This window comes from Pseudomonas sp. L5B5, from assembly GCF_020520285.1.
Taxonomy (GTDB): domain Bacteria; phylum Pseudomonadota; class Gammaproteobacteria; order Pseudomonadales; family Pseudomonadaceae; genus Aquipseudomonas.
Window position 1 is genome coordinate 5,156,942 of sequence record NZ_CP084742.1, and the last position, 19,997, is coordinate 5,176,938.

Consider the following 19,997-nt stretch of genomic DNA (forward strand, 5'->3'; position numbering starts at 1 on the left):
GTCGGGGCCCTTGTTCTACGTGGTCTACAGCAAGAAAAAGCTCGGCTGAAGCTCCCGGCGGTCTGCCCGCCGTCGCTCAGTTAGGTTAATCTTGAAGGTTGGGAGTGCTGTATATCGCACCATGAGGCTTAGCAGGCCTGTTCTCACCTTCTTCACGAGGTCCATATTTTGGCTCAATACGTTTTCACCATGCATCGGCTGGGCAAAGTTGTTCCGCCGAAGCGGGAAATCCTGAAAAACATCTCCCTGTCATTCTTCCCGGGGGCCAAGATCGGCGTGCTGGGTCTCAACGGTTCGGGCAAGTCCACATTGTTGAAGATCATGGCTGGCGTCGACACCGAGTTCGAAGGTGAAGCCCGCCCGATGCCGGAGCTGAACATCGGCTACCTGCCCCAGGAACCGCAACTGGACCCGACCAAGACCGTGCGTGAAGTGGTCGAGGAAGCGGTCAGCGTGATCAAGGACGCCCAAGCCCGCCTGGACGAGGTCTACGCGGCCTATGCCGAGCCGGATGCCGACTTCGACAAGCTGGCCGCCGAGCAGGCCAAGCTGGAGGCCATCCTGCAGGCCAGCGACGGTCATAACCTGGAGCGCCAGCTGGAAGTCGCCGCCGATGCCCTGCGCCTGCCGGCCTGGGACGCCAAGGTCGAGCACCTGTCTGGTGGCGAGAAGCGCCGTGTGGCCCTGTGCCGCCTGCTGCTGTCGGCCCCCGACATGCTGCTGCTCGACGAACCGACCAACCACCTGGACGCCGACTCCGTCGCCTGGCTCGAGCACTTCCTGCACGACTTCCCGGGCACCGTGGTTGCGATCACGCACGACCGTTACTTCCTCGACAACGTCGCCGGCTGGATCTTGGAACTGGACCGCGGGGCCGGCATCCCGTACGAAGGCAACTACTCCGGCTGGCTGGAGGCCAAGTCGGACCGTCTGGCCCAGGAGTCCAAGCAGCAGTCGGCCCATGAGAAGGCCATGAAGGAAGAGCTGGAGTGGGTGCGCAAGGGCGCCAAGGCCCGCCAGTCCAAGTCCAAGGCTCGTCTGCAGCGCTTCGAGGAAATGCAGTCCCAGGAATTCCAGAAGCGCAGCGAGACCAACGAGATCTACATTCCGGCCGGTCCACGCCTGGGTGACAAGGTCATCGAGTTCAAGAACGTCAGCAAGGGTTATGGCGATCGCGTGCTGATCGACAACCTGTCCTTCTCCATGCCCAAGGGCGCCATCGTTGGCGTGATCGGCGGCAACGGCGCCGGTAAGTCGACCCTGTTCCGCATGCTCATGGGCAAGGAGACCCCGGACTCGGGCAGCATCGAGATCGGTGAAACCGTGCAACTGGCCTGCGTCGACCAGAGCCGCGAGGACCTGGACGGCAGCAAGACCGTGTTCCAGCAGATCTCCGACGGTTCCGACCAGATCCGCATCGGCAACTACGAGATCCCGTCGCGTACCTACGTCGGCCGTTTCAACTTCAAGGGCGGTGACCAGCAGAAGTTCGTCAAGGACCTCTCCGGTGGTGAGCGCGGCCGCCTGCACCTGGCGCTGACCCTGAAAGAGGGCGGCAACGTCCTGCTGCTCGACGAACCGTCCAACGACCTCGACGTCGAGACCCTGCGTTCCCTGGAGGAAGCCCTGCTGGACTTCCCGGGCGCCGCCATCGTGATTTCCCACGACCGGTGGTTCCTGGACCGCGTGGCCACTCACATCCTGGCCTACGAGGACGATTCCCAGGCCGTGTTCTTCGAAGGCAACTACACCGAGTACGAAGCCGATCGCAAGAAGCGCCTGGGCGAAGCTGCTGCGCAACCGCACCGTGTACGGCACAAGAAGCTGGCCTGATCGGCTTGCTGCTTGAAAAGGACGGAGCCCATCGGGCTCCGTTTTTTTATGCCTGGAGAGTCGGTGGGCGGGTAATTTTCGGCCTTTGGCCAGCGTTCAAAGTGAGTGCAAAGCTGCGACTTTTTGTCACCAATCCAGTGCGTACCAGGCCCTGGGAATGGGTCTATTTATATTTATTGCACCATTTAAATTCATAAGTGCGACATTTTGCTCTGTCCCAGTGCAGATTGAATTGCTAAAGTCCCTGACAAATCTCCCCTTAACGACAATAAATCCGCCGAGACTTTTCATGATCGAATCCGTCGAAGATTTCCTCGCCCGCCTGAAAAAGCGCGATCCGGACCAGCCAGAATTCCACCAGGCGGTGGAAGAAGTACTGCGTAGCCTATGGCCGTTTCTTGAAGCCAACCCGCACTACCTGGACTCCGGAATTCTCGAACGGATCTGCGAGCCGGAACGCGCCGTGGTATTTCGCGTGTCCTGGGTCGACGATCAGGGCAAGGTTCGGGTCAACCGGGGCTTCCGTATCCAGATGAACAGCGCCATCGGCCCGTACAAGGGGGGCTTGCGCTTCCATCCGTCGGTCAACATGGGCGTGCTGAAGTTCCTGGCGTTCGAGCAGACCTTCAAGAACTCCCTGACCTCCCTGCCCATGGGTGGCGGCAAGGGCGGGTCCGATTTCAACCCCAAGGGCAAGAGCGACGCCGAGGTGATGCGTTTCTGCCAGGCCTTCATGAGCGAGCTGTATCGGCATATCGGCGCGGACGTGGACGTGCCGGCAGGGGATATCGGCGTCGGCGCCCGGGAGATCGGTTTTCTCTTCGGCCAGTACAAGCGCCTGAGCAACCAGTTCACCTCGGTCTTGACCGGCAAGGGCATGAGCTATGGCGGCAGCCTGATCCGCCCGGAAGCCACGGGTTTTGGCTGCGTGTATTTTGCCGAGGAAATGCTCAAGCGTCGTGACGACCAGGTCGAGGGCAAGCGCGTGGCGATCTCCGGCTCCGGCAACGTGGCGCAATATGCGGCTCGCAAGGTCATGGACCTGGGCGGCAAGGTGATCTCGCTGTCGGACTCCGAAGGAACCCTGTACTGCGAATCCGGCCTGAGCGAAGAACAATGGCAGGCCGTGCTGGAGCTCAAGAACGTCCAGCGCGGGCGCATCAGCGAGCTGGCCAGTCGTTTCGGCCTGGAGTTCCGTGCCGGCAAGACACCCTGGGACCTGGCTTGCGATATCGCCCTGCCTTGCGCGACCCAGAACGAGCTGGATGCCGAGGCTGCCCACACCCTGCTGCGCAATGGCTGCATCTGTGTCGCCGAAGGCGCGAACATGCCCACCACCCTGGAGGCTGTGGATATCTTCATCGATGCGGGCATCCTGTTTGCACCGGGCAAGGCGTCCAACGCCGGTGGCGTGGCGGTGAGCGGGCTGGAAATGTCGCAGAACGCCATGCGGCTGCTGTGGACCGCCGGGGAAGTGGACAGCAAGCTGCACGCGATCATGCAGTCGATCCACCATGCCTGTGTTCACTATGGTGAGGAAAACGGTCGTATCAACTACGTCAAGGGCGCCAATATCGCCGGTTTCGTCAAGGTAGCCGATGCGATGCTCGCCCAGGGCGTGGTCTGAGGTCCCTCAGGCCGGCTCGATCCGGATGATTTCGATCAACCGGTCTCCCGCCGGCCGCTGCCACAACACTTCGTCCCCGGGCCGAGCTCCCAGCAAGGCCCGGCCCAGGGGCGACGCCCAGTTGACCAGGCCGCTGGCCGCATCTGCTTGATCCTCTCCGACCAATTGCACGCTCTGCTGGCGGTCCTGCTCATCGGCGAAGGTGACCCGGCTGCCGATCTGCACCTTGTCGGTTGAAGTAGCCGCGCTCACCACCTGGGCGCTGTGCAGGCGCTGGGTGAAATAGCGCAGGTCGCGGGCAAGCTCGGCTATCCGTTGCTTGTCGGCGGCATCCCCCAGGTCGTTTTGCTCGCTGTGCTGGCTGTGCAGCAGGGCCACCCGGGCCTGCAATTGGGCAAGACCCTGGGGCGTGACGTAGTTGGGTTGGGCGCTGACCTGGCGTTCCACCGGCTGTTCGGCCTGGGCGGCGGCCTGGTCTTCATTGACGAAAGCGCGGCTCATGGTTTTCTCCCTGAGTGGAGGACTGGACCATGGTTGCAGGCTTTTGACCTCGCCGGTTAGCTGAAAACGACTTACGGCGAGCGATAGACCCGGGCCGCATCGCGGTCCTTTTCCTGTTGCCAGGCCCGTTCACGCTCGTCCCAGTGCCGCTCTCGATAGTCGTTGCGGTCCTGGTTCTCCAGCATGGCCTGGCATTGGCGGAAACCGTCATCCCAGCCTTCGGCGTACTGCCGGTCCTCGAGGTAGCGGGGCACGTCCTTGCGAAACTCTCCGCTGATGGACCCCGCGGCCTGGCGGCCACTGACACAGCCGGCATCGAAGCCATCGGCGAATGCTGGCGGATAGCCCTGCGCGAGCAGATGCTCGTGGGTTGATTCACAGCCACCGATCAGGGCCAGTGCCAGCAATGCCCAAGCGTAACGCCACATCGAGGAACTCCCAGACTTCACATGAGTGAAGTCTAGAAGGGCGATTGTCGGTGGCGCGTGAAAACCTTGTCGCTAGCAGCTTGACGCTCGCAGCTGCCGTTAATAGTGGTACCACTTGAGTTCGAGCATGACTTCATTGACCGGGCTGGCCAGCTGGCTGAACTCGCGTTGCGCGCTCAGGCGCAGGCCCAGGTTGCGCGATAGCTCCCACTGCTGGTTGAGGCTCAGGCTGCGGCGTACTTCGCCGTTGGTGAAGTAGTCGCCCTTGGCTTCCAGGCTGAAGTTGCCCAGCGGGTTCTTCCACAGGATGCCGGAGTTGAAGCCTGCAGCCGGGGCAATGAACCCGGCGAAGTCGGCGTTGTGCTCAACCCGCACCGTACCGAGGGCAAAGCCCAGGGTCTCCTCGCCCAGTTGCCAGGTACCGCCGGCACCGCCGTTGACATGGCTGACCAGGGTTTCGTCGTCATGCTTGCCCGGCACTCGCTCCAGGCCGCCAGTCACCTGCCAGGACCAGGGTTGCAGCAACTCGTTGCGCGGAGTCAGGGAACGAATGGTCGCCAGGTCCAGCTGTTGCAGCTGCCAGCGATTGCCCTCGTACTGGCGCAGCTTCATTTGCAGGATCTCGATTTGGGCTCCCAGGGGAAAGCCTTCGGCGTTGTCGTTGAGATCGTGATAAGCCATGCGCAGGCCGTATTCGGCAAAGGCCTTGTCGTCGCGGGTTCCCACCCCGAGCTGCCACGTCCGGGACTGGTGACCATCTTCCGGCAGGCCCGGGCGCTCGATCTGCAACTGCGGCGCAGGGTTCTGGTTGATGGCCTTGAGCAGTTCGAAGCTGCGTTGCGAACGTTCGGCATCGCGCTCCAGGCCGTTGGCCCGATAGCGCTCGAGGCGGTAGGCGGCATCCACGATGAGTGCCTGGCGGGCTCGGGGCAGGGCCTTGAACGCAGGCTCCTGCAACTGCTTCTGGTCCGCACTGACCTTGAGTACCCACTGCTGTTCCTCGTGGCTCAAGGGTTGGGCGCGGCTGAGCAGTTCGCGTTCCCGGGAAGGGCGATAGTCGATCCGCTCCACCAGCCCGGCGTCCTTGACTGCCTTGACGGTGTCCGTGGGGATCGCGGTCAGGGGAAATTGCTCGGTCAGGCGCAGGCTGGGGCGGGCTACCTGCAGCAGTTCCAGCAAGCGGTAGGAGCAGTTCTCGTCGAAGAAGAAGTAATCGAACTTGATCTGCTTCAGCTCCCAGACATGCTCCACCATGCGCTCGGTCTCCTCCTGGGTCAGGTTCAACCGATATTCCCACAGGTCGCGGTTCTCCAGGCTGCGGTACTCGGACAGCTTCTCCTGGTAGGGCACCAGTGCGAACAGTCCGGGATAGCCGCCCATCAGGCCTTTCCAGGCATAGAGAATGCTGTTGTCCGAGCCTTCGATGTAGGCACCGAAGTTGATGGCGTAGCTGAGCAGGGCGGTGTTGTTGCTCTGTACGTCGGCCTGATCGATGCGCAGCAGGGTGTGGCCGAACATCGATGAGGGGCTGTTGAGGTAGGCCGCCGGGAAGATCATCACGGTGCTGTGGGGGGCGACATCCTTGAACCACTGGGTGAATTCGCGGCACTGGACGTCGGGCAGGTCCTTGAGCCCCAGCTGTGCCTTGAGCCAGCGGGTACGGGCCGGGTACACGCACTGGGCATGCCGTTCGCCGGCGCTGGCCGGAGCGTAGAGCGCATCGAGGGTTGCGCTCAGTTCGGCATCGGGGTGATGGGCGCCGTCAGCAGCGAGGAAGAATCGCGGGTCGCTGACGTAGCTGCGCCAGCCGCCGAGCTTGGCGGTCTCGTAGTGGCCAATGGAGATCCAGAACGGGTCACTGGCCAGTTGCTGCAAACGTTGGGAATCAATGTGGGGCGCGGCAGACAGCGGGGCGCAGGCACAGAGCGCCAGGTAGGCAAGGCGTTTGAGCATGGTGGGCAACTTGAGTCGGAAATACAAAAGCCCGCAATGGGCAGCATCAACAAGAAAAAACCCGCTCCCCGAAAGGAGCGGGTGGGGGTCGGCTTAGGCTGGAGTGGCGTACTTGGCCAGGCGTGTATCGCCCTTCAGTACGGCCAGGGTGTTGGTGTGCACGTCTTCGGCGGTCACGTCGGCCTTGCTGAAGATCTGCTGGAAGTGTTCATGGGTCACCGCGGCGAAGTGCTCACGGTCTTCGGGAGCGACACCCAGAACCACGGCGTAGGTAGTCAGGGCTTCGCCCTGGCCTTTGGCCATGTCTTCGGACAGCTCGTTCATCATGCCGTTCATGGCGAACCAGGACTTGCCACCGTAGGTCAGGGCAGCGTTGGTGGAGCAGCCGTTGGTGCCGGAAGTCATGCCGAATGTCGCGTTGCCGGAGGTGCCGTTGGTGGTGGACGCCAGGAAGTGGGCTGGAGTGCCGCGCTGGCCTTTGAACAGCATGTTGCCCCAACCGCAGTCCGGGCCGCCGGGCGCTTGAGCCATGGCGTTCAGGGAGACGGCGGTGAAGAGAGTACCGAGAAGAATCCGTTTCATAGCGTTGTTCTCTTTGTGCATACCAATAATGGACAGGGAGGCTGGTCCGTGTCGGCACCAGGGGACCGGTTATGTATCCGGCCGCGCAATTTGGAGTTTAGGCAGATTCCATCGGTTCCGTAACTATTTACAACGTGATGCCTGAAATGCCGGATACCACCCTGGCATGGGGGGACAGCCGGGGCTCCACCTGCGCCTTGCCATCAGCCGTGCCTTGCCAGTGGGGCACAGCCAGCGCCAGAATGCCGCCATCCGCCCCGCCTGATGTAAGGAAGTCCGATGCCTGATCCTGTTGCCGCCAGCCTGCGTCTTGCGCCTGAAGCCTTGACCCGTCCTTTTTCCGCTGAGCAGTTCAGCTTCTCGACCACCAATGATCTGGAGCCTTTTCGCGGTGTGCTTGGCCAGGAACGTGCAGTCGAGGCCTTGCAATTCGGCGTGGCCATGCCGCGTCCCGGCTACAACGTATTCGTCATGGGCGAGCCGGGCACCGGCCGCTTTTCCTTCGTCAAACGTTACCTCAAGGCCGAGGGCAAGCGCCTGCAGACGCCGTCGGACTGGGTCTACGTCAACAACTTCGACGAGCCGCGCGAACCCCGGGCGCTGGAGCTGGCAGCGGGCGCCGCGGGCAGCTTCATCTCCGACATCAACGGCCTGATCGACAACCTGCTGGCCACCTTTCCTGCGGTTTTCGAGCATCCGTCCTATCAGCAGAAGAAGAGCGCCATCGACCGGGCCTTCAACCAGCGTTATGACCGCGCCCTGGACGTGATCGAGCGCCTGGCTCTGGAGAAGGATGTGGCGCTGTACCGTGACAGCAGCAACATCGCTTTCACGCCGATGTACGAGGGCAAGGCCCTGGATGAGGCCGAGTTCGCCCAGTTGCCGGAGGCCGATCGCGAGCGGTTCCACGAGGACATTTCCGGCCTGGAAGAGCGGCTCAATGAAGAGTTGGCGAGCCTGCCGCAGTGGAAGCGTGAATCGAGCAATCAGATGCGCCAGCTCAACGAAGAAACCATCACCCTGGCCTTGCAGCCGTTGCTGGCGCCGCTGTCGGAGAAGTATGCGGAAAACGCCGGGGTCTGCGGCTACCTGCAGGCCATGCAGGTGTACCTGCTCAAAACCGTGGTCGAGCAATTGGTGGATGACAGCAAGACCGACGCAGTAGCCCGCAAGCTGCTGGAGGAGCAGTACTGCCCGAGCCTGGTGGTGGGCCACCCTGCCAGCGGTGGCGCCCCGGTGGTGTTCGAGCCTCATCCGACCTACGACAACCTGTTCGGGCGTATCGAATACAGCACCGACCAGGGCGCGCTCTACACCACCTATCGACAGTTGCGCCCTGGGGCATTGCATCGGGCCAACGGTGGTTTCCTGATCCTGGAAGCCGAGAAGATGCTCAGCGAGCCCTTTGTCTGGGATGCGCTCAAGCGCGCCCTGCAATCGCGAAAGCTGAAGATGGAGTCGCCTTTGGGGGAGATGGGGCGCCTGGCCACCGTGACCCTGACGCCGCAGGTGATCCCGTTGCAGGTCAAGGTGATCATCATCGGTGCTCGCCAGCTGTACTACACGCTGCAGGACCTGGATCCGGACTTCCAGGAAATGTTCCGCGTGCTGGTGGACTTCGACGAAGACATCCCGATGGTCGACGAGAGCCTGGAACAGTTCGCCCAGTTGCTCAAGACCCGTACCTCGGAGGAGGGCATGGCACCGCTGACCGCTGATGCGGTGGCGCGCCTGGCCACCTACAGTGCGCGCCTGGCCGAGCACCAGGGACGCTTGTCGGCCCGGATCGGCGACCTGTTCCAACTGGTCAGCGAGGCCGATTTCATTCGCCACCTGGCTTCGGATGAAATGACCGATGCCGGGCATATCGAGCGTGCGCTCAAGGCCAAGGCCACCCGCACCGGTCGGGTCTCGGCACGAATTCTCGATGACATGCTGGCCGGCATCATCCTCATCGACACCGATGGCGCCGCAGTGGGCAAGTGCAATGGCCTGACCGTGCTGGAAGTGGGTGACTCGGCGTTCGGCGTGCCGGCGCGGATTTCCGCCACGGTGTACCCCGGTGGCAGCGGTATCGTCGACATCGAGCGGGAGGTCAACCTGGGCCAGCCGATTCACTCCAAGGGTGTGATGATCCTGACCGGCTACCTGGGCAGCCGTTATGCCCAGGAATTCCCCCTGGCGATCTCCGCGAGCATCGCCCTGGAGCAGTCCTACGGTTATGTGGACGGCGACAGTGCTTCGTTGGGCGAGGCGTGCACCTTGATCTCGGCGCTGTCGAGGACGCCGCTCAAGCAGTGCTTCGCCATCACCGGTTCGATCAACCAGTTCGGTGAAGTGCAGGCCGTTGGCGGGGTCAACGAGAAGATCGAAGGTTTCTTCCGCCTGTGCGAAGCCCGTGGGCTGACTGGCGAGCAGGGCGCGATCATTCCCCAGGCCAACGTCGCCACCCTGATGCTCGACGAGAAGGTCTTGCAGGCGGTACGCAATGGGCAGTTCCATGTGTATGCGGTGCGCCAGGCCGACGAAGCCCTGAGCCTGCTGGTAGGCGAGCCTGCTGGTGAGCCGGATGCCGAAGGGCAGTTCCCCGAGGGCAGTGTCAACGCTCGGGTGGTGGAGCGTTTGCGGGTGATCGCCGAGATGATCAGCGAGGAAGACCTGAAGGAGGCAGAAAAGGAGCAGGCGCAGGAGGCGCTGACAGAAACCAAGCCGGCCTGATGGCGGTCGATGGCGAGGGCATGGGCCCTCGCCGTTGGCGTCGGTGCGCTGACGCCAATTTTTCAAAATAGACCATTCGGCGCCTGTTGGATCGGTCAACTTTGTTTATCGGGCTTTTCTTCTATCCTCAGGGCAAGGAGAACGACAATCGTCGCTGGATCGAAACAGCCTTCGACCGATGGCTGAATAGTGGATCTACCCGAGGGTCGCCGCCATGTCGCGCAACCTTTGCCTCACTCGCCAATGCCTTGGCCTCGTTACCCGTATCGAATGCTGTATCCGCCCCTTGGCGGGAGACAACGGTATGTGGACGCTTCTCTTTGCCGCCGGAATGGCCGGTGAACAACCTTCAGCGATCAAGTCCCAGGGGCCGTTCTGTGGTCCGGTGGTCGCCGAGTCCATTCTCGATTCCATCGTTGAAAGCCTGACGACTCACGGTTATCAGCTGGCTGACGACCCGCAGATCTGGTGCCTGCATCTGCAGGCCCAGTTACGTCAGATCAATGGAGGGCGGGGACGAAACGGTGATCTGCAGTTCCATCCCGAGCATTGATGGCCAGGCCTCTGTGCCGGGCTAGGGCGCAGGGGCTGCGGACTCGACCTTGTCGAGCTTGACCTCGAAACCATATTCCACGGTGTTCAGTTCACTGCGGTTGTAGGTTTCCAGCTGGCTCGGCTGGCCGTAGAAGTAATGGACGTCATACAGTGCCGGCCCGTAGTTCGGGGCACTGTGGGTGACTGCCAGGATTTCCTTGAGGTACTGGCCGCTCGCATCCTTGGCATAGAAGCGCCAGGCGTCCGAAGGAAAGAGTTTCTGGTCGACGATCAGGGCATTGCCCTTGAGCTCGAGGCCCTTGGGCAATCGCTGTGGATCGACAGCCTGTTTTTCGATGCTGGCCAGGAACAGGGGGACCGAGCCGACGGCATAGGCCGGGGTCTCCGGAAACAGGTTCAGGTCATAGGTGATGACGCCGCGCATCGCATCGATCTCGAAGGCTTCATCCGGCAACTCGATGGGCTCGCCACGCTGGCCCTGGTCGTTCTGGGTGAAGAAGGTCAGCGGCGTGTCACCGGTACTGAACTGCGAGCCCAGCAGTTCGTCGTTGAAGGTCCGTGGATGATTGAACTCGATCCGTACGGCACTGGCATCTTCCACTGACTGGCTGATGGTCACCGACTTCTTCAGCGACTCCTCGTCGATCTGCGCTCCCTTGAGATAGTTGGCCGCCTGGTCGTCATAGACCACCACGGGCATCGGCAATGGCTGGATGGCCTTGTCGGTGGTGTTGCGTTCAAAACGCAGCACCGGCAGGTCCAGTTCCTTGCGCGTGACCTGGGCCTGGGAGAAGTCCAGTACGGCCACTTCCAGCTTGTCCGCCATGCCGTTGAAATAGACCTTGGCATAGTGCCGGGTGTGCTGGCGGTCGAAGGCCCGCTGTTCTTCCTCCAGCTGTTTTTCGAATGCCTCGCTCCAGGTGGTCTGCTTTTGCATCTCGGCCAGTTGTCGCCGGTAGAAGGCAACCTGCTCGGCGTCCTCGTTGATCGAGCCCGAGCGTGAAAGGACCTGGCCGCTGCTGTCGCGGGCCTGTACCAGCAGTGGGTTGATCGAGGCGTCGCCGGCTTGCTCAGGCAGTGCTGCGTAGTTGTCCATTGCGATCTCGGCAACGTTCTTGTCCAGGGCCAACAGGGTCAGGCTGATGTTGTCATCCTTGCGTGGCTTGCCGATATCGGCCCTGGTCAGTTCGAAACCAAGTATCCGCCCGGGGGCGATAACCTCGAGCTGACCTTGCAGGGAGACAGGCTGTGGCTGGCTCTTGTTGTCGATCTCCAGGCCCTCGATGAAGGGGTAGGCGACGGTCAGGTCATCCGGGTTGGTGATGTTCGAGCTGGAGGGGCTCAACTGGATGCCGGGATCGGTTTCCGACCACTCGGGCTGGAAGGCCACGACTTTCTTGTTGCTCAGGGTGACCGACTGCCACTCCAGGCCATGGGGGAAAGGGAACTGCCCGGGGATGCTGAAGGTAAACGGAAAGATTGGCTGCAGGTCGGTCAGGTAGTCCGAGTTCGAACGCTTGCGCAGCACGAACAGGCCATTGATGTAGGTATCCACCAGCGCCTGTGGAGTGGGGTAGCGCTTGAGCAGGGCAAGGTTGTCATCGCCGTATTCGGTCTCGACAGGCTTGCTGGCGAGCTTGAGTTGCGCGCGCTCCAGCAACAGCAGCGACCCACCGAGATCGGCGAAAGCGTCCTTGAGCTTGGGGTCCTGGATAGCCGCCAGGGCCTTTTCCAGCTGTGTTGCCTCGTCCTTGAGGTTGGCCTCTTTCTTTTCATCGCTGGGCGAACAGCCGCCGCTGCTCAGCAAGGCCAGGCAAAGGCAGAGACTCGCCAAAGGCAATCGCACATCCATTTTCCAGTTTTCCTGTCCAGGGTCGGTGAGCAGTAGGAGCGGCTTCGACACTAGCAGAAAAATCGTCTGGAAAAACCCGGGAGGCTTTGGTTTATGGGGTTTTGGGGCGCTGATATACTCGCCGCCGTTTTTACACCGGCTGTGAGGTTCCAATGGAACGTTTTATCGAAAATACAATGTATGCGTCACGCTGGCTGCTGGCGCCGATCTACTTCGGCCTGTCCCTGGGCCTGCTGGCGCTGGCATTGAAGTTCTTCCAGGAAGTCTTCCACGTCATCCCCAGCGTGTTTTCCATGGCCGAGTCCGAGTTGATCCTGGTCCTGCTGTCGTTGATCGACATGGCGCTGGTGGGAGGGTTGCTGGTGATGGTGATGATCTCCGGCTACGAGAACTTCGTCTCGCAACTGGACATCGATGAAGACAAGGAGAAGCTCAGCTGGCTGGGCAAGATGGACTCCTCGTCGCTGAAGATGAAGGTGGCGGCATCCATCGTGGCCATTTCCTCGATTCACCTGTTGCGGGTGTTCATGGATGCCAAGAATACCCCCACGGAATACCTGCTGTGGTACGTGGTGATCCACATGACCTTCGTGGTGTCGGCGTTTGCCATGGGCTACCTGGACAAGCTGACCAAGCACTGAAGATCCTTGCGAATCGAATGACTGCCGCCCGGCCGTTGCGTAACGGACGGGCGGTGTCGTTTGTGCCTTGTGCTTTTCCAGGTTGGGGCATATCCCTTTAGGTATCACGGGCCTGGAATGCACGAGGTGCGCTCATGAACCTGCAGGAAATGAATGCCTACGCCATTGCCGGAAAAGTCGATGAGCTGAACCTGATCTCCCTTGAGGGCGGGATCTATCTGCTCGAAGCGCGCATGCACGGGGCGGCCTATCCACTGAGCGATACTCATGGCCAGGTGTTCCCCCTGCGCTCGGTGGAGCATGCCCGGGAGGTGCTGGAAGCCTTTCCCGAGCTGCCGTTCAACCTGATCCATACCTCGGTACATGACGAAATGTGTGGTTTGTCGGCCAATGGCGAGGACAGCCTGAAAGTCCCCATCACCCTGCATACCGGGGGCTGAGGCCGGGCGGCGATGATCCGTGCGGTTCTTCTGTGCTAGTCTGCTCGCCCTTTTGGTTCCGGGCGCTCCGGAAGGTGCTGTGATTGCAGGGCCTTTCCCGAGTCGTCCGCACAGCGGAGCAGCGTCATGTCCGAAGTAAATCTGTCTACCGACGAAACCCGCGTCAGCTACGGTATTGGCCGTCAGCTGGGCGACCAACTGCGTGACAACCCACCACCGGGTGTGAGCCTGGACGCGATCCTGGCAGGCCTGACCGACGCTTTCGCCGGCAAGCCAAGCCGTGTCGGCCAGGAAGAAATGTCTGCCAGCTTCAAGGTCATCCGCGACATCATGCAGGCTGAGGCGGCTGCCAAGGCTGAAGCAGCTGCGGGTGCCGGTCTGGCATTCCTGGCGGAAAACGCCAAGCGCGAAGGCATCACTACCCTGGCTTCCGGCCTGCAATTCGAAGTGCTGACCGCCGGTGACGGCGCTAAGCCGACCCGTGAAGACCAAGTGCGTACTCACTACCACGGCACCTTGATCGACGGCACTGTCTTCGACAGTTCCTACGAGCGTGGTCAACCTGCCGAGTTCCCGGTAGGCGGCGTGATCGCGGGTTGGACTGAAGCGCTGCAACTGATGAACGCCGGTAGCAAATGGCGCCTGTACGTGCCGAGCGAACTGGCTTACGGCGCACAGGGCGTGGGCAGCATTCCACCGCATAGCGTTCTGGTATTCGACGTCGAGCTGCTGGACGTTCTGTAATTTGTAGAGGAGCCGGCCTGCGAACGATGGCGGCTTGGCCGCAGACTGTTCAGCGCCAGCAGGCAGGCTCCTTTATCGGCTTGGGTTTCATAGACGGATTCTTGCACTCAGGCCCTGAGCCTCGGCACCGGTCGGCCGCAAGGCTCTGGCGTAGCAGAACAGAAACAGGTTACGTACCAGTTCCTTGAGTACCAGCGGTTCGCTGGAGCTCAACCCATTGAGGTCCAGATCCCCCTGGTCCTGCAGCTCGTTCAGGGCTTCCTCTTCCAGTACCGCACAGACTTCCCCGGTTTCCCGATGCAGGATTCGCAGGTAAGGGTGTGGGCGGTCCAGCCAGGCATCGATCAAATAAGTCATGGTGTTTATCTCCTTGAATGGGGTTCAATGAGAATAATTCTTATTCAATGAATAGCAAGTGCCTATTGGCGGTTTCTGTCCTTTTCTGTGCAGAAAATGTTTTCGAGCAAGAGAACAGGCCCTTTGCAGGCAATGTTGTGGCGGGGAGGGGGGAGGATCCCTCTCGCTGTGGGGCGAGAGGGAAGGCATTCAGACCTTGCGAACGAACTCGGACTTGAGCTTCATAGGGCCGATGCCGTCGATCTTGCAATCGATGTCGTGGTCACCGTCGCATAGGCGGATGTTCTTGACCTTGGTGCCGACCTTGACCACCAGGGAGGTGCCCTTGACCTTGAGGTCCTTGATCACGGTGATGGTGTCGCCGTCTTGCAGCACGTTGCCCACCGAATCCTTCTTCACTGCTTCAGCTGCCACGGTCTCGGCTTCGCCGCTGGCGGACCACTCATGGGCGCACTCGGGACAGATCAGCTGCGTGCCGTCTTCATAGGTGTATTCGGAATTGCATTTTGGGCAGGGTGGCAAAGTGCTCACTTAGGCTCCTCAAAGTCAGGATGGCTAAAAAGCGCACATTGTATAGGGTTTTGCGGGGAAGAGGGGGCGCAGGGCGCGGCGCAGAGCCGGCCCCTGCCGTTGACAGGGGCCGGAGGCATGTTCAGTGGGTGCGGGCGACTGCGAATTCGCTCAGTTCCACCAGGGCGTCGCGGTACTCGCTCGCCGGAAGGGCTTCCAGGCAGGCGATGGCGCGTGCGACGTAGTCGCGGGCCAACTGGGCGGTGTAGTCCAGGGAGCCCGAGGCTTCGACGGCATTGCGGATGCTTTCCAGATCCTCGATCCCGCCTTTCTGGATCGCCTGGCGAACCAGGGCGGCCTGTTCCGGAGTGCCTTCGCGCATGGTGTAGATCAGCGGCAGCGTCGGCTTGCCTTCTGCCAGGTCATCGCCCACGTTCTTGCCCAGGGTCTCGGCATCACCGCGATAGTCCAGCAGGTCGTCGACCAGCTGGAAGGCCACGCCCAGGTGATCACCGAAGGTGCGCAAGGCCTCCGCCTGCTCCGGGGTGGCGCCGGCCAGGGCCGCGGCACTGTGGGTCGAGGCTTCGAAGAGCATTGCGGTCTTGCCGCGGATGACTTCCATGTAGGTTTCTTCGGTGGTGCTCGCGTCACGTACCTTGGACAACTGCAGGACTTCGCCCTCGGCGATGACACGAGTGGCCTGGGACAGGATGCGCATGACCGGCATCGAACCCAGCTCGACCATCATTTCAAACGAGCGCGAGTACAGGAAGTCGCCCACCAGCACGCTGGGAGCGTTGCCCCACATGGCATTGGCAGTCGACCGGCCACGGCGCATGCCGGACATGTCGACCACGTCGTCATGCAGCAGGGTCGCGGTGTGCAGGAACTCGATGGTGGCGGCCAGCAGGCGCAGTTCGTCGCCTTCACGACCCAGGGCCTTGCCACACAGCAGCACAAGCAGAGGGCGCAGGCGCTTGCCGCCGGCCGAGGTGATGTAGTCGCCGATTTTCGAGACCAGCGGTACACGGGACGTCAGTTGTTTCTTGATGATGCCGTCGACGGCGCTAAAATCTTCCGCCACCGCGCGGTAGAAAGCTTGGGGTTGCATCAGTGACAGGTGCTCCAGAAGGGGTGCGCGGCATGCTAGGACCCGCGTCCACAGGTGTCAAGGCGCCTTCCCGGGCAGTCAAAGCCCCGGCGTGCGGTAATTTGTCAGGGTAAGACACTAGGTTAATGGTCGTCGTTTGCCATTAAAACCTGATTGCAGGTCGTCGTTTCTCGCGCGCAAGGGGCGTGTAGCCTTGCCCTGTACAGCCTGAGTGGCACTTGCATCGCTATTGTGCCTTGCGTACAATCGCGCACCCTGAACTTCCTGGGCAGCACCTGCCTTACGCAATTGCACTGGGCCGTTCCAGCCTCATGCAGCCATGCCAGCCAATACCTCTTCTTATAAAGAGCTGGGTGAGCAGGATTATCGGAGAAATACCATGTACGCAGTAATCGTTACCGGCGGTAAGCAATACAAGGTCGCTGAAGGTGAATACCTGAAGATCGAAAAACTGGAAGTCGCTACTGGCGAATCCGTGACTTTTGACCGCGTTCTGTTGGTTGCCAATGGCGACGACGTGAACATCGGCGCACCTGTTGTTGCTGGCGCAACCGTCAAGGCTGAAGTGATTTCCCAAGGTCGTCACGATAAAGTCCGCATCATCAAGTTCCGTCGCCGTAAGCACCACATGAAGCGTATGGGCCACCGCCAGTGGTTCACCGAGATCAAAATCACCGGTATTCAGGCTTAATTTCAGCCTAATTCCTCACTAGGAGAATTGAACTCATGGCACACAAAAAAGCTGGTGGTAGTACCCGTAACGGTCGCGACTCAGAAGCCAAACGCCTTGGCGTGAAGATGTATGGCGGCCAGGTCATCAAGGCCGGCAACATCATCGTGCGTCAGCGCGGCACCCAATTCCACGCTGGTTACGGCGTTGGCATGGGTAAAGATCACACCCTGTTCGCGAAAATCGAAGGCGTGATCAAGTTTGAAGTAAAAGGCGCCTTCGGTCGTCGTTACGTGAGCGTCATCGCAGCTTAATTGTGCGATCGCTGGAAAAGCCCTGTCTCGCGACGGGGCTTTTTCGTTTATGGGATGAGTCTCTTGCAAAGCTGTTTGTACGAGCTGCCAGCGTTGGAGGTTTCGGTCGTTGATTGAGGTCGCTGCGCTCATTTTTGCAAGAGTCTTATGTCTTAGTGCTTTTCAGCTCGCCCGTGTGGCGAGAGGCGTTTGAACATGAAGTTTGTTGATGAAGTATCGATTCGAGTAAAAGCTGGCGACGGCGGCAATGGTTGCATGAGTTTCCGTCGTGAAAAATTCATCGAGAATGGTGGCCCCAACGGTGGTGATGGTGGTGATGGCGGTTCGATCTACATGGTCGCCGACGAAAACCTCAATACCCTGGTGGATTACCGTTACACCCGCCATTTCGATGCCGAACGCGGTTCCAATGGTGGAAGCACCGACTGCACGGGCAAGAAGGGTGAAGATCTGGAACTGCGGGTTCCGGTCGGTACCACGATCATCGATGCAGGCACTCAGGAAGTCATTGGCGACCTGACCAAGGCTGGTCAGCGGTTGATGGTGGTCCAGGGGGGGTGGCACGGCCTGGGTAACACTCGCTTCAAGTCCAGTACCAACCGTGCTCCGCGCCAGACCACTCCGGGCAAGCCGGGTGAGCAGCGCGATCTCAAGCTTGAGCTCAAGGTGCTGGCGGACGTTGGCTTGCTGGGCTTGCCGAATGCTGGCAAGAGCACCTTCATTCGTTCGGTTTCCGCAGCCAAGCCCAAGGTGGCCGACTATCCGTTCACGACCCTGGTGCCGAACCTGGGTGTGGTCAGTGTCGACCGCTGGAAAAGCTTCGTGATTGCCGACATTCCAGGCTTGATCGAAGGTGCTTCCGACGGCGCTGGCCTGGGTATCCGTTTCCTCAAGCATCTGGCGCGGACCCGTATCCTGTTGCACTTGGTGGACATGGCTCCATTGGACGAAAGCAGCCCGGCGGATGCGGCGGAAGTGATCGTCAACGAGCTGATGAAATTCAGTCCGTCCCTGGCTGAGCGCGAACGCTGGCTGGTGCTTAACAAGTGTGATCAGATCCTCGAGGAGGAGCACGAGGAGCGGGTCAAGGAGATCGTCGATCGTCTCGAGTGGACTGGCCCGGTATATGTGATCTCGGCCATCTCCAAGGATGGTACCGAGCGTCTGAGTCGCGACATCATGCGTTACCTGGAGGATCGTGCTGATCGTCTGGCGGCTGACCCGGCTTTTGCTGACGAGTTGGCTGAGCTGGATCAGCGCATCGAGGATGAGGCGCGTGCCCAGTTGCAGGCCCTTGATGACCAGCGTGCCCTGCGCCGCAGTGGTGTGAAGAGCGTCCATGACATCGGTGACGATGACTGGGATGAGGAAGATGTGGATGATGAAGATGGTCCGGAAATCATTTACGTCCGTGACTGATTCGTTGCAGTAAACTACAAGCGCCGCTCAATGAGCGGCGTTTTAGTATCCGGGAAACTTGCATCAAGAAGCGTAGCTACGAATAACGATATGGGTGCGCTCGGTCGTGTGCCCTCAAGCCAAGGTTGAATAAGATGCGGAGCAAGGTGACAGGTGCGCAGCGCTGGGTCGTGAAGATCGGCAGTGCGCTGCTGACGGCGGACGGCAAGGGGCTGGATCGCGCGGCGATGGGTGTGTGGGTCGAGCAGATGGTGGCCTTGCATGAGGCTGGTGTCGAGTTGGTGCTGGTGTCTTCCGGTGCTGTTGCTGCTGGCATGAGCCGCCTGGGTTGGACCGCACGACCGAGTGCGATGCACGAGCTGCAAGCTGCCGCGGCCATCGGTCAGATGGGGCTGGTGCAGGCCTGGGAGTCGAGTTTTGCCGAGCATGGCCGGCATACCGCGCAGATTCTCCTGACCCATGACGACCTGTCGGATCGCAAGCGTTACCTCAATGCGCGCAGTACCTTGCGTGCGCTGGTCGAGCTCAAGGTGATTCCGGTGATCAATGAGAATGACACTGTGGTGACCGACGAGATCCGTTTTGGCGATAACGACACCCTGGCGGCGCTGGTGGCCAACCTGGTGGAAGCCGACTTGCTGGTGATTCTTACTGATCGTGACGGCATGTTCGATGCTGATCCGCGCAATAATCCCGATGCTCAGCTGATTTACGAGGCGCGAGCTGATGATCCGGCGCTGGATGCGGTGGCTGGCGGTACCGGTGGCGCGTTGGGGCGCGGTGGCATGCAGACCAAGCTGCGTGCGGCTCGGCTGGCGGCGCGTTCCGGGGCGCACACGATCATTGTGGGTGGGCGCCTGGAGCGGGTGCTGGATCGCTTGAAGGCTGGCGAACGCATCGGCACCTTGCTGTCGCCGGAGCGCGGCATGCTGGCGGCGCGCAAGCAGTGGCTGGCCGGCCACCTGCAGACCCGTGGCACCCTGATGCTGGATGAGGGGGCTGTGTCTGCTCTGGCTGAGGGGCGCAAGAGCTTGTTGCCGGTAGGGGTCAAGCAGGTCCAGGGCGGTTTCCGGCGTGGTGAAATGGTGGTTTGCGTGGCGCCGGATGGTCGTGAGATTGCCCGTGGCTTGGCCAACTACAGTGCGCTTGAGGCGCAGAAGATCATTGGTCAGCCTTCCGACGCGATTGTCGGTGTCCTGGGTTACATGGCGGAGCCGGAACTGGTGCACCGCGATAACCTGATTCTGGTGTAAGTGGCGTAAGGAAAAGCGAATGCGTGTAGCAAAAGGATTGTTGGGTCTGCTCTTGGCGCTGCCGTTGATGGTTTCGGCGGAAGAGATTGGCCAGGTGTCCACGGTGTTCAAGTTCGTGGGGCCGAACGACCGGATTGTGGTCGAGGCTTTCGATGATCCGAAGGTTGAAGGCGTGACCTGTTATCTGTCGCGAGCCAAGACTGGCGGTCTCAAGGGTGGCCTGGGTCTGGCTGAGGATCGGGCCGAGGCCTCCATTGCCTGTCGCCAGGTGGGGGCAATTGCCTTCAAGGGCGATCTCAAGGATGGCGAAGAGGTGTTCAAGGAGCGCACGTCGCTGGTGTTCAAGACCATGCAGGTGGTGCGTTTCCTTGATAAGAAGCGCAATACCCTGGTGTACCTGGTCTACAGTGATCGCTTGATCGAGGGTAGTCCGCAGAATGCGGTGACGGCGATTCCGATCCTTCCTTGGCCGCACCAGTAATGGCTTGA

20 protein-coding genes are annotated in these 19,997 nt (G+C 60.8%); 12 read left to right on the forward strand and 8 right to left on the reverse strand.

The genetic code is table 11. The features are described 5' to 3' along the window. The first annotated feature begins 168 nt into the window (after positions 1 to 168). Positions 169 to 1,833, forward strand: a complete 1,665-nt coding sequence (gene ettA, locus LGQ10_RS23590; RefSeq protein WP_226523366.1) for an energy-dependent translational throttle protein EttA — start codon at positions 169 to 171, stop codon at positions 1,831 to 1,833. A gap of 289 nt (positions 1,834 to 2,122) precedes the next feature. Then, entirely contained in the window at positions 2,123 to 3,460 is a 1,338-nt protein-coding gene (gdhA, locus tag LGQ10_RS23595; RefSeq protein ID WP_058436246.1) for an NADP-specific glutamate dehydrogenase, read from the forward strand. Between the two features lie 6 nt (positions 3,461 to 3,466). Here the strand turns inward: gdhA and LGQ10_RS23600 are convergent, their stop codons facing one another. The 4 genes from LGQ10_RS23600 to LGQ10_RS23615 form a co-directional block, all read right to left on the reverse strand. After that, positions 3,467 to 3,961: a GreA/GreB family elongation factor gene (locus tag LGQ10_RS23600; protein ID WP_058436247.1), complete on the reverse strand. Its 495-nt coding sequence runs from the start codon at positions 3,959 to 3,961 to the stop codon at positions 3,467 to 3,469. A gap of 71 nt (positions 3,962 to 4,032) precedes the next feature. Continuing rightward, positions 4,033 to 4,389 carry a hypothetical protein gene (locus tag LGQ10_RS23605; RefSeq protein WP_058436248.1) on the reverse strand — a complete coding sequence of 119 codons (357 nt, stop codon included), beginning with the start codon at positions 4,387 to 4,389 and terminating at the stop codon, positions 4,033 to 4,035. A 99-nt stretch (positions 4,390 to 4,488) separates the two neighbouring features. Further along, on the reverse strand, positions 4,489 to 6,342 hold the full coding sequence (locus LGQ10_RS23610) for a DUF4105 domain-containing protein (RefSeq protein ID WP_226523367.1): 1,854 nt from the start codon (positions 6,340 to 6,342) through the stop codon (positions 4,489 to 4,491). Positions 6,343 to 6,435: 93 nt separating this feature from the next. Beyond that, the gene (locus LGQ10_RS23615) at positions 6,436 to 6,924 is read right to left on the reverse strand and encodes a DUF3015 domain-containing protein (RefSeq protein WP_058436249.1); all 489 of its coding nucleotides are present in this window, start codon (positions 6,922 to 6,924) and stop codon (positions 6,436 to 6,438) included. Between the two features lie 279 nt (positions 6,925 to 7,203). Here LGQ10_RS23615 and LGQ10_RS23620 point away from each other — a divergent pair, with 279 nt between their 5' ends. Beyond that, positions 7,204 to 9,642 carry a Lon protease family protein gene (locus tag LGQ10_RS23620; RefSeq protein WP_058436250.1) on the forward strand — a complete coding sequence of 813 codons (2,439 nt, stop codon included), beginning with the start codon at positions 7,204 to 7,206 and terminating at the stop codon, positions 9,640 to 9,642. A 214-nt stretch (positions 9,643 to 9,856) separates the two neighbouring features. Further along, the gene (locus tag LGQ10_RS23625; protein ID WP_058436251.1) at positions 9,857 to 10,195 is read left to right on the forward strand and encodes a hypothetical protein; all 339 of its coding nucleotides are present in this window, start codon (positions 9,857 to 9,859) and stop codon (positions 10,193 to 10,195) included. Between the two features lie 21 nt (positions 10,196 to 10,216). Here the strand turns inward: LGQ10_RS23625 and LGQ10_RS23630 are convergent, their stop codons facing one another. Beyond that, positions 10,217 to 12,049 (reverse strand): hypothetical protein, encoded by a 1,833-nt coding sequence (locus LGQ10_RS23630; RefSeq protein ID WP_226523368.1) that lies wholly within the window; start codon positions 12,047 to 12,049, stop codon positions 10,217 to 10,219. Positions 12,050 to 12,201: 152 nt separating this feature from the next. Between LGQ10_RS23630 and LGQ10_RS23635 the strand changes: the two genes are divergently transcribed. The 3 genes from LGQ10_RS23635 to LGQ10_RS23645 all read left to right on the forward strand — a co-directional run bounded on the left by LGQ10_RS23635 (position 12,202) and on the right by LGQ10_RS23645 (position 13,874). Beyond that, the gene (locus LGQ10_RS23635; protein ID WP_226523369.1) at positions 12,202 to 12,690 is read left to right on the forward strand and encodes a TIGR00645 family protein; all 489 of its coding nucleotides are present in this window, start codon (positions 12,202 to 12,204) and stop codon (positions 12,688 to 12,690) included. A gap of 134 nt (positions 12,691 to 12,824) precedes the next feature. Beyond that, a complete protein-coding gene (locus LGQ10_RS23640) occupies positions 12,825 to 13,130 on the forward strand; it encodes a DUF6482 family protein (RefSeq protein WP_058433308.1) in 306 nt (101 codons plus the stop codon). A gap of 126 nt (positions 13,131 to 13,256) precedes the next feature. After that, positions 13,257 to 13,874, forward strand: a complete 618-nt coding sequence (locus tag LGQ10_RS23645; protein ID WP_058437162.1) for an FKBP-type peptidyl-prolyl cis-trans isomerase — start codon at positions 13,257 to 13,259, stop codon at positions 13,872 to 13,874. A gap of 87 nt (positions 13,875 to 13,961) precedes the next feature. Here the strand turns inward: LGQ10_RS23645 and LGQ10_RS23650 are convergent, their stop codons facing one another. The 3 genes from LGQ10_RS23650 to LGQ10_RS23660 all read right to left on the reverse strand — a co-directional run bounded on the left by LGQ10_RS23650 (position 13,962) and on the right by LGQ10_RS23660 (position 15,852). Next, positions 13,962 to 14,231, reverse strand: a complete 270-nt coding sequence (locus tag LGQ10_RS23650) for a hypothetical protein (RefSeq protein WP_058437160.1) — start codon at positions 14,229 to 14,231, stop codon at positions 13,962 to 13,964. Between the two features lie 189 nt (positions 14,232 to 14,420). After that, positions 14,421 to 14,762: a zinc ribbon domain-containing protein YjdM gene (locus LGQ10_RS23655; RefSeq protein WP_226523370.1), complete on the reverse strand. Its 342-nt coding sequence runs from the start codon at positions 14,760 to 14,762 to the stop codon at positions 14,421 to 14,423. A 121-nt stretch (positions 14,763 to 14,883) separates the two neighbouring features. Next, complete coding sequence (locus LGQ10_RS23660) at positions 14,884 to 15,852, reverse strand: polyprenyl synthetase family protein (RefSeq protein WP_058437161.1); 969 nt, start codon at positions 15,850 to 15,852, stop codon at positions 14,884 to 14,886. A 379-nt stretch (positions 15,853 to 16,231) separates the two neighbouring features. Between LGQ10_RS23660 and rplU the strand changes: the two genes are divergently transcribed. From rplU to LGQ10_RS23685, 5 genes are all read left to right on the forward strand, one after another. Continuing rightward, complete coding sequence (gene rplU / locus LGQ10_RS23665; protein ID WP_003228361.1) at positions 16,232 to 16,543, forward strand: 50S ribosomal protein L21; 312 nt, start codon at positions 16,232 to 16,234, stop codon at positions 16,541 to 16,543. Between the two features lie 35 nt (positions 16,544 to 16,578). After that, complete coding sequence (gene rpmA, locus LGQ10_RS23670; protein ID WP_016773121.1) at positions 16,579 to 16,836, forward strand: 50S ribosomal protein L27; 258 nt, start codon at positions 16,579 to 16,581, stop codon at positions 16,834 to 16,836. A gap of 195 nt (positions 16,837 to 17,031) precedes the next feature. Then, positions 17,032 to 18,255, forward strand: a complete 1,224-nt coding sequence (gene cgtA / locus LGQ10_RS23675) for an Obg family GTPase CgtA (RefSeq protein ID WP_226523371.1) — start codon at positions 17,032 to 17,034, stop codon at positions 18,253 to 18,255. Positions 18,256 to 18,389: 134 nt separating this feature from the next. Beyond that, positions 18,390 to 19,508, forward strand: a complete 1,119-nt coding sequence (gene proB / locus LGQ10_RS23680) for a glutamate 5-kinase (RefSeq protein WP_058434577.1) — start codon at positions 18,390 to 18,392, stop codon at positions 19,506 to 19,508. Between the two features lie 19 nt (positions 19,509 to 19,527). Continuing rightward, positions 19,528 to 19,989, forward strand: a complete 462-nt coding sequence (locus LGQ10_RS23685; RefSeq protein WP_226523372.1) for a CreA family protein — start codon at positions 19,528 to 19,530, stop codon at positions 19,987 to 19,989. Positions 19,990 to 19,997: the final 8 nt, after the last annotated feature.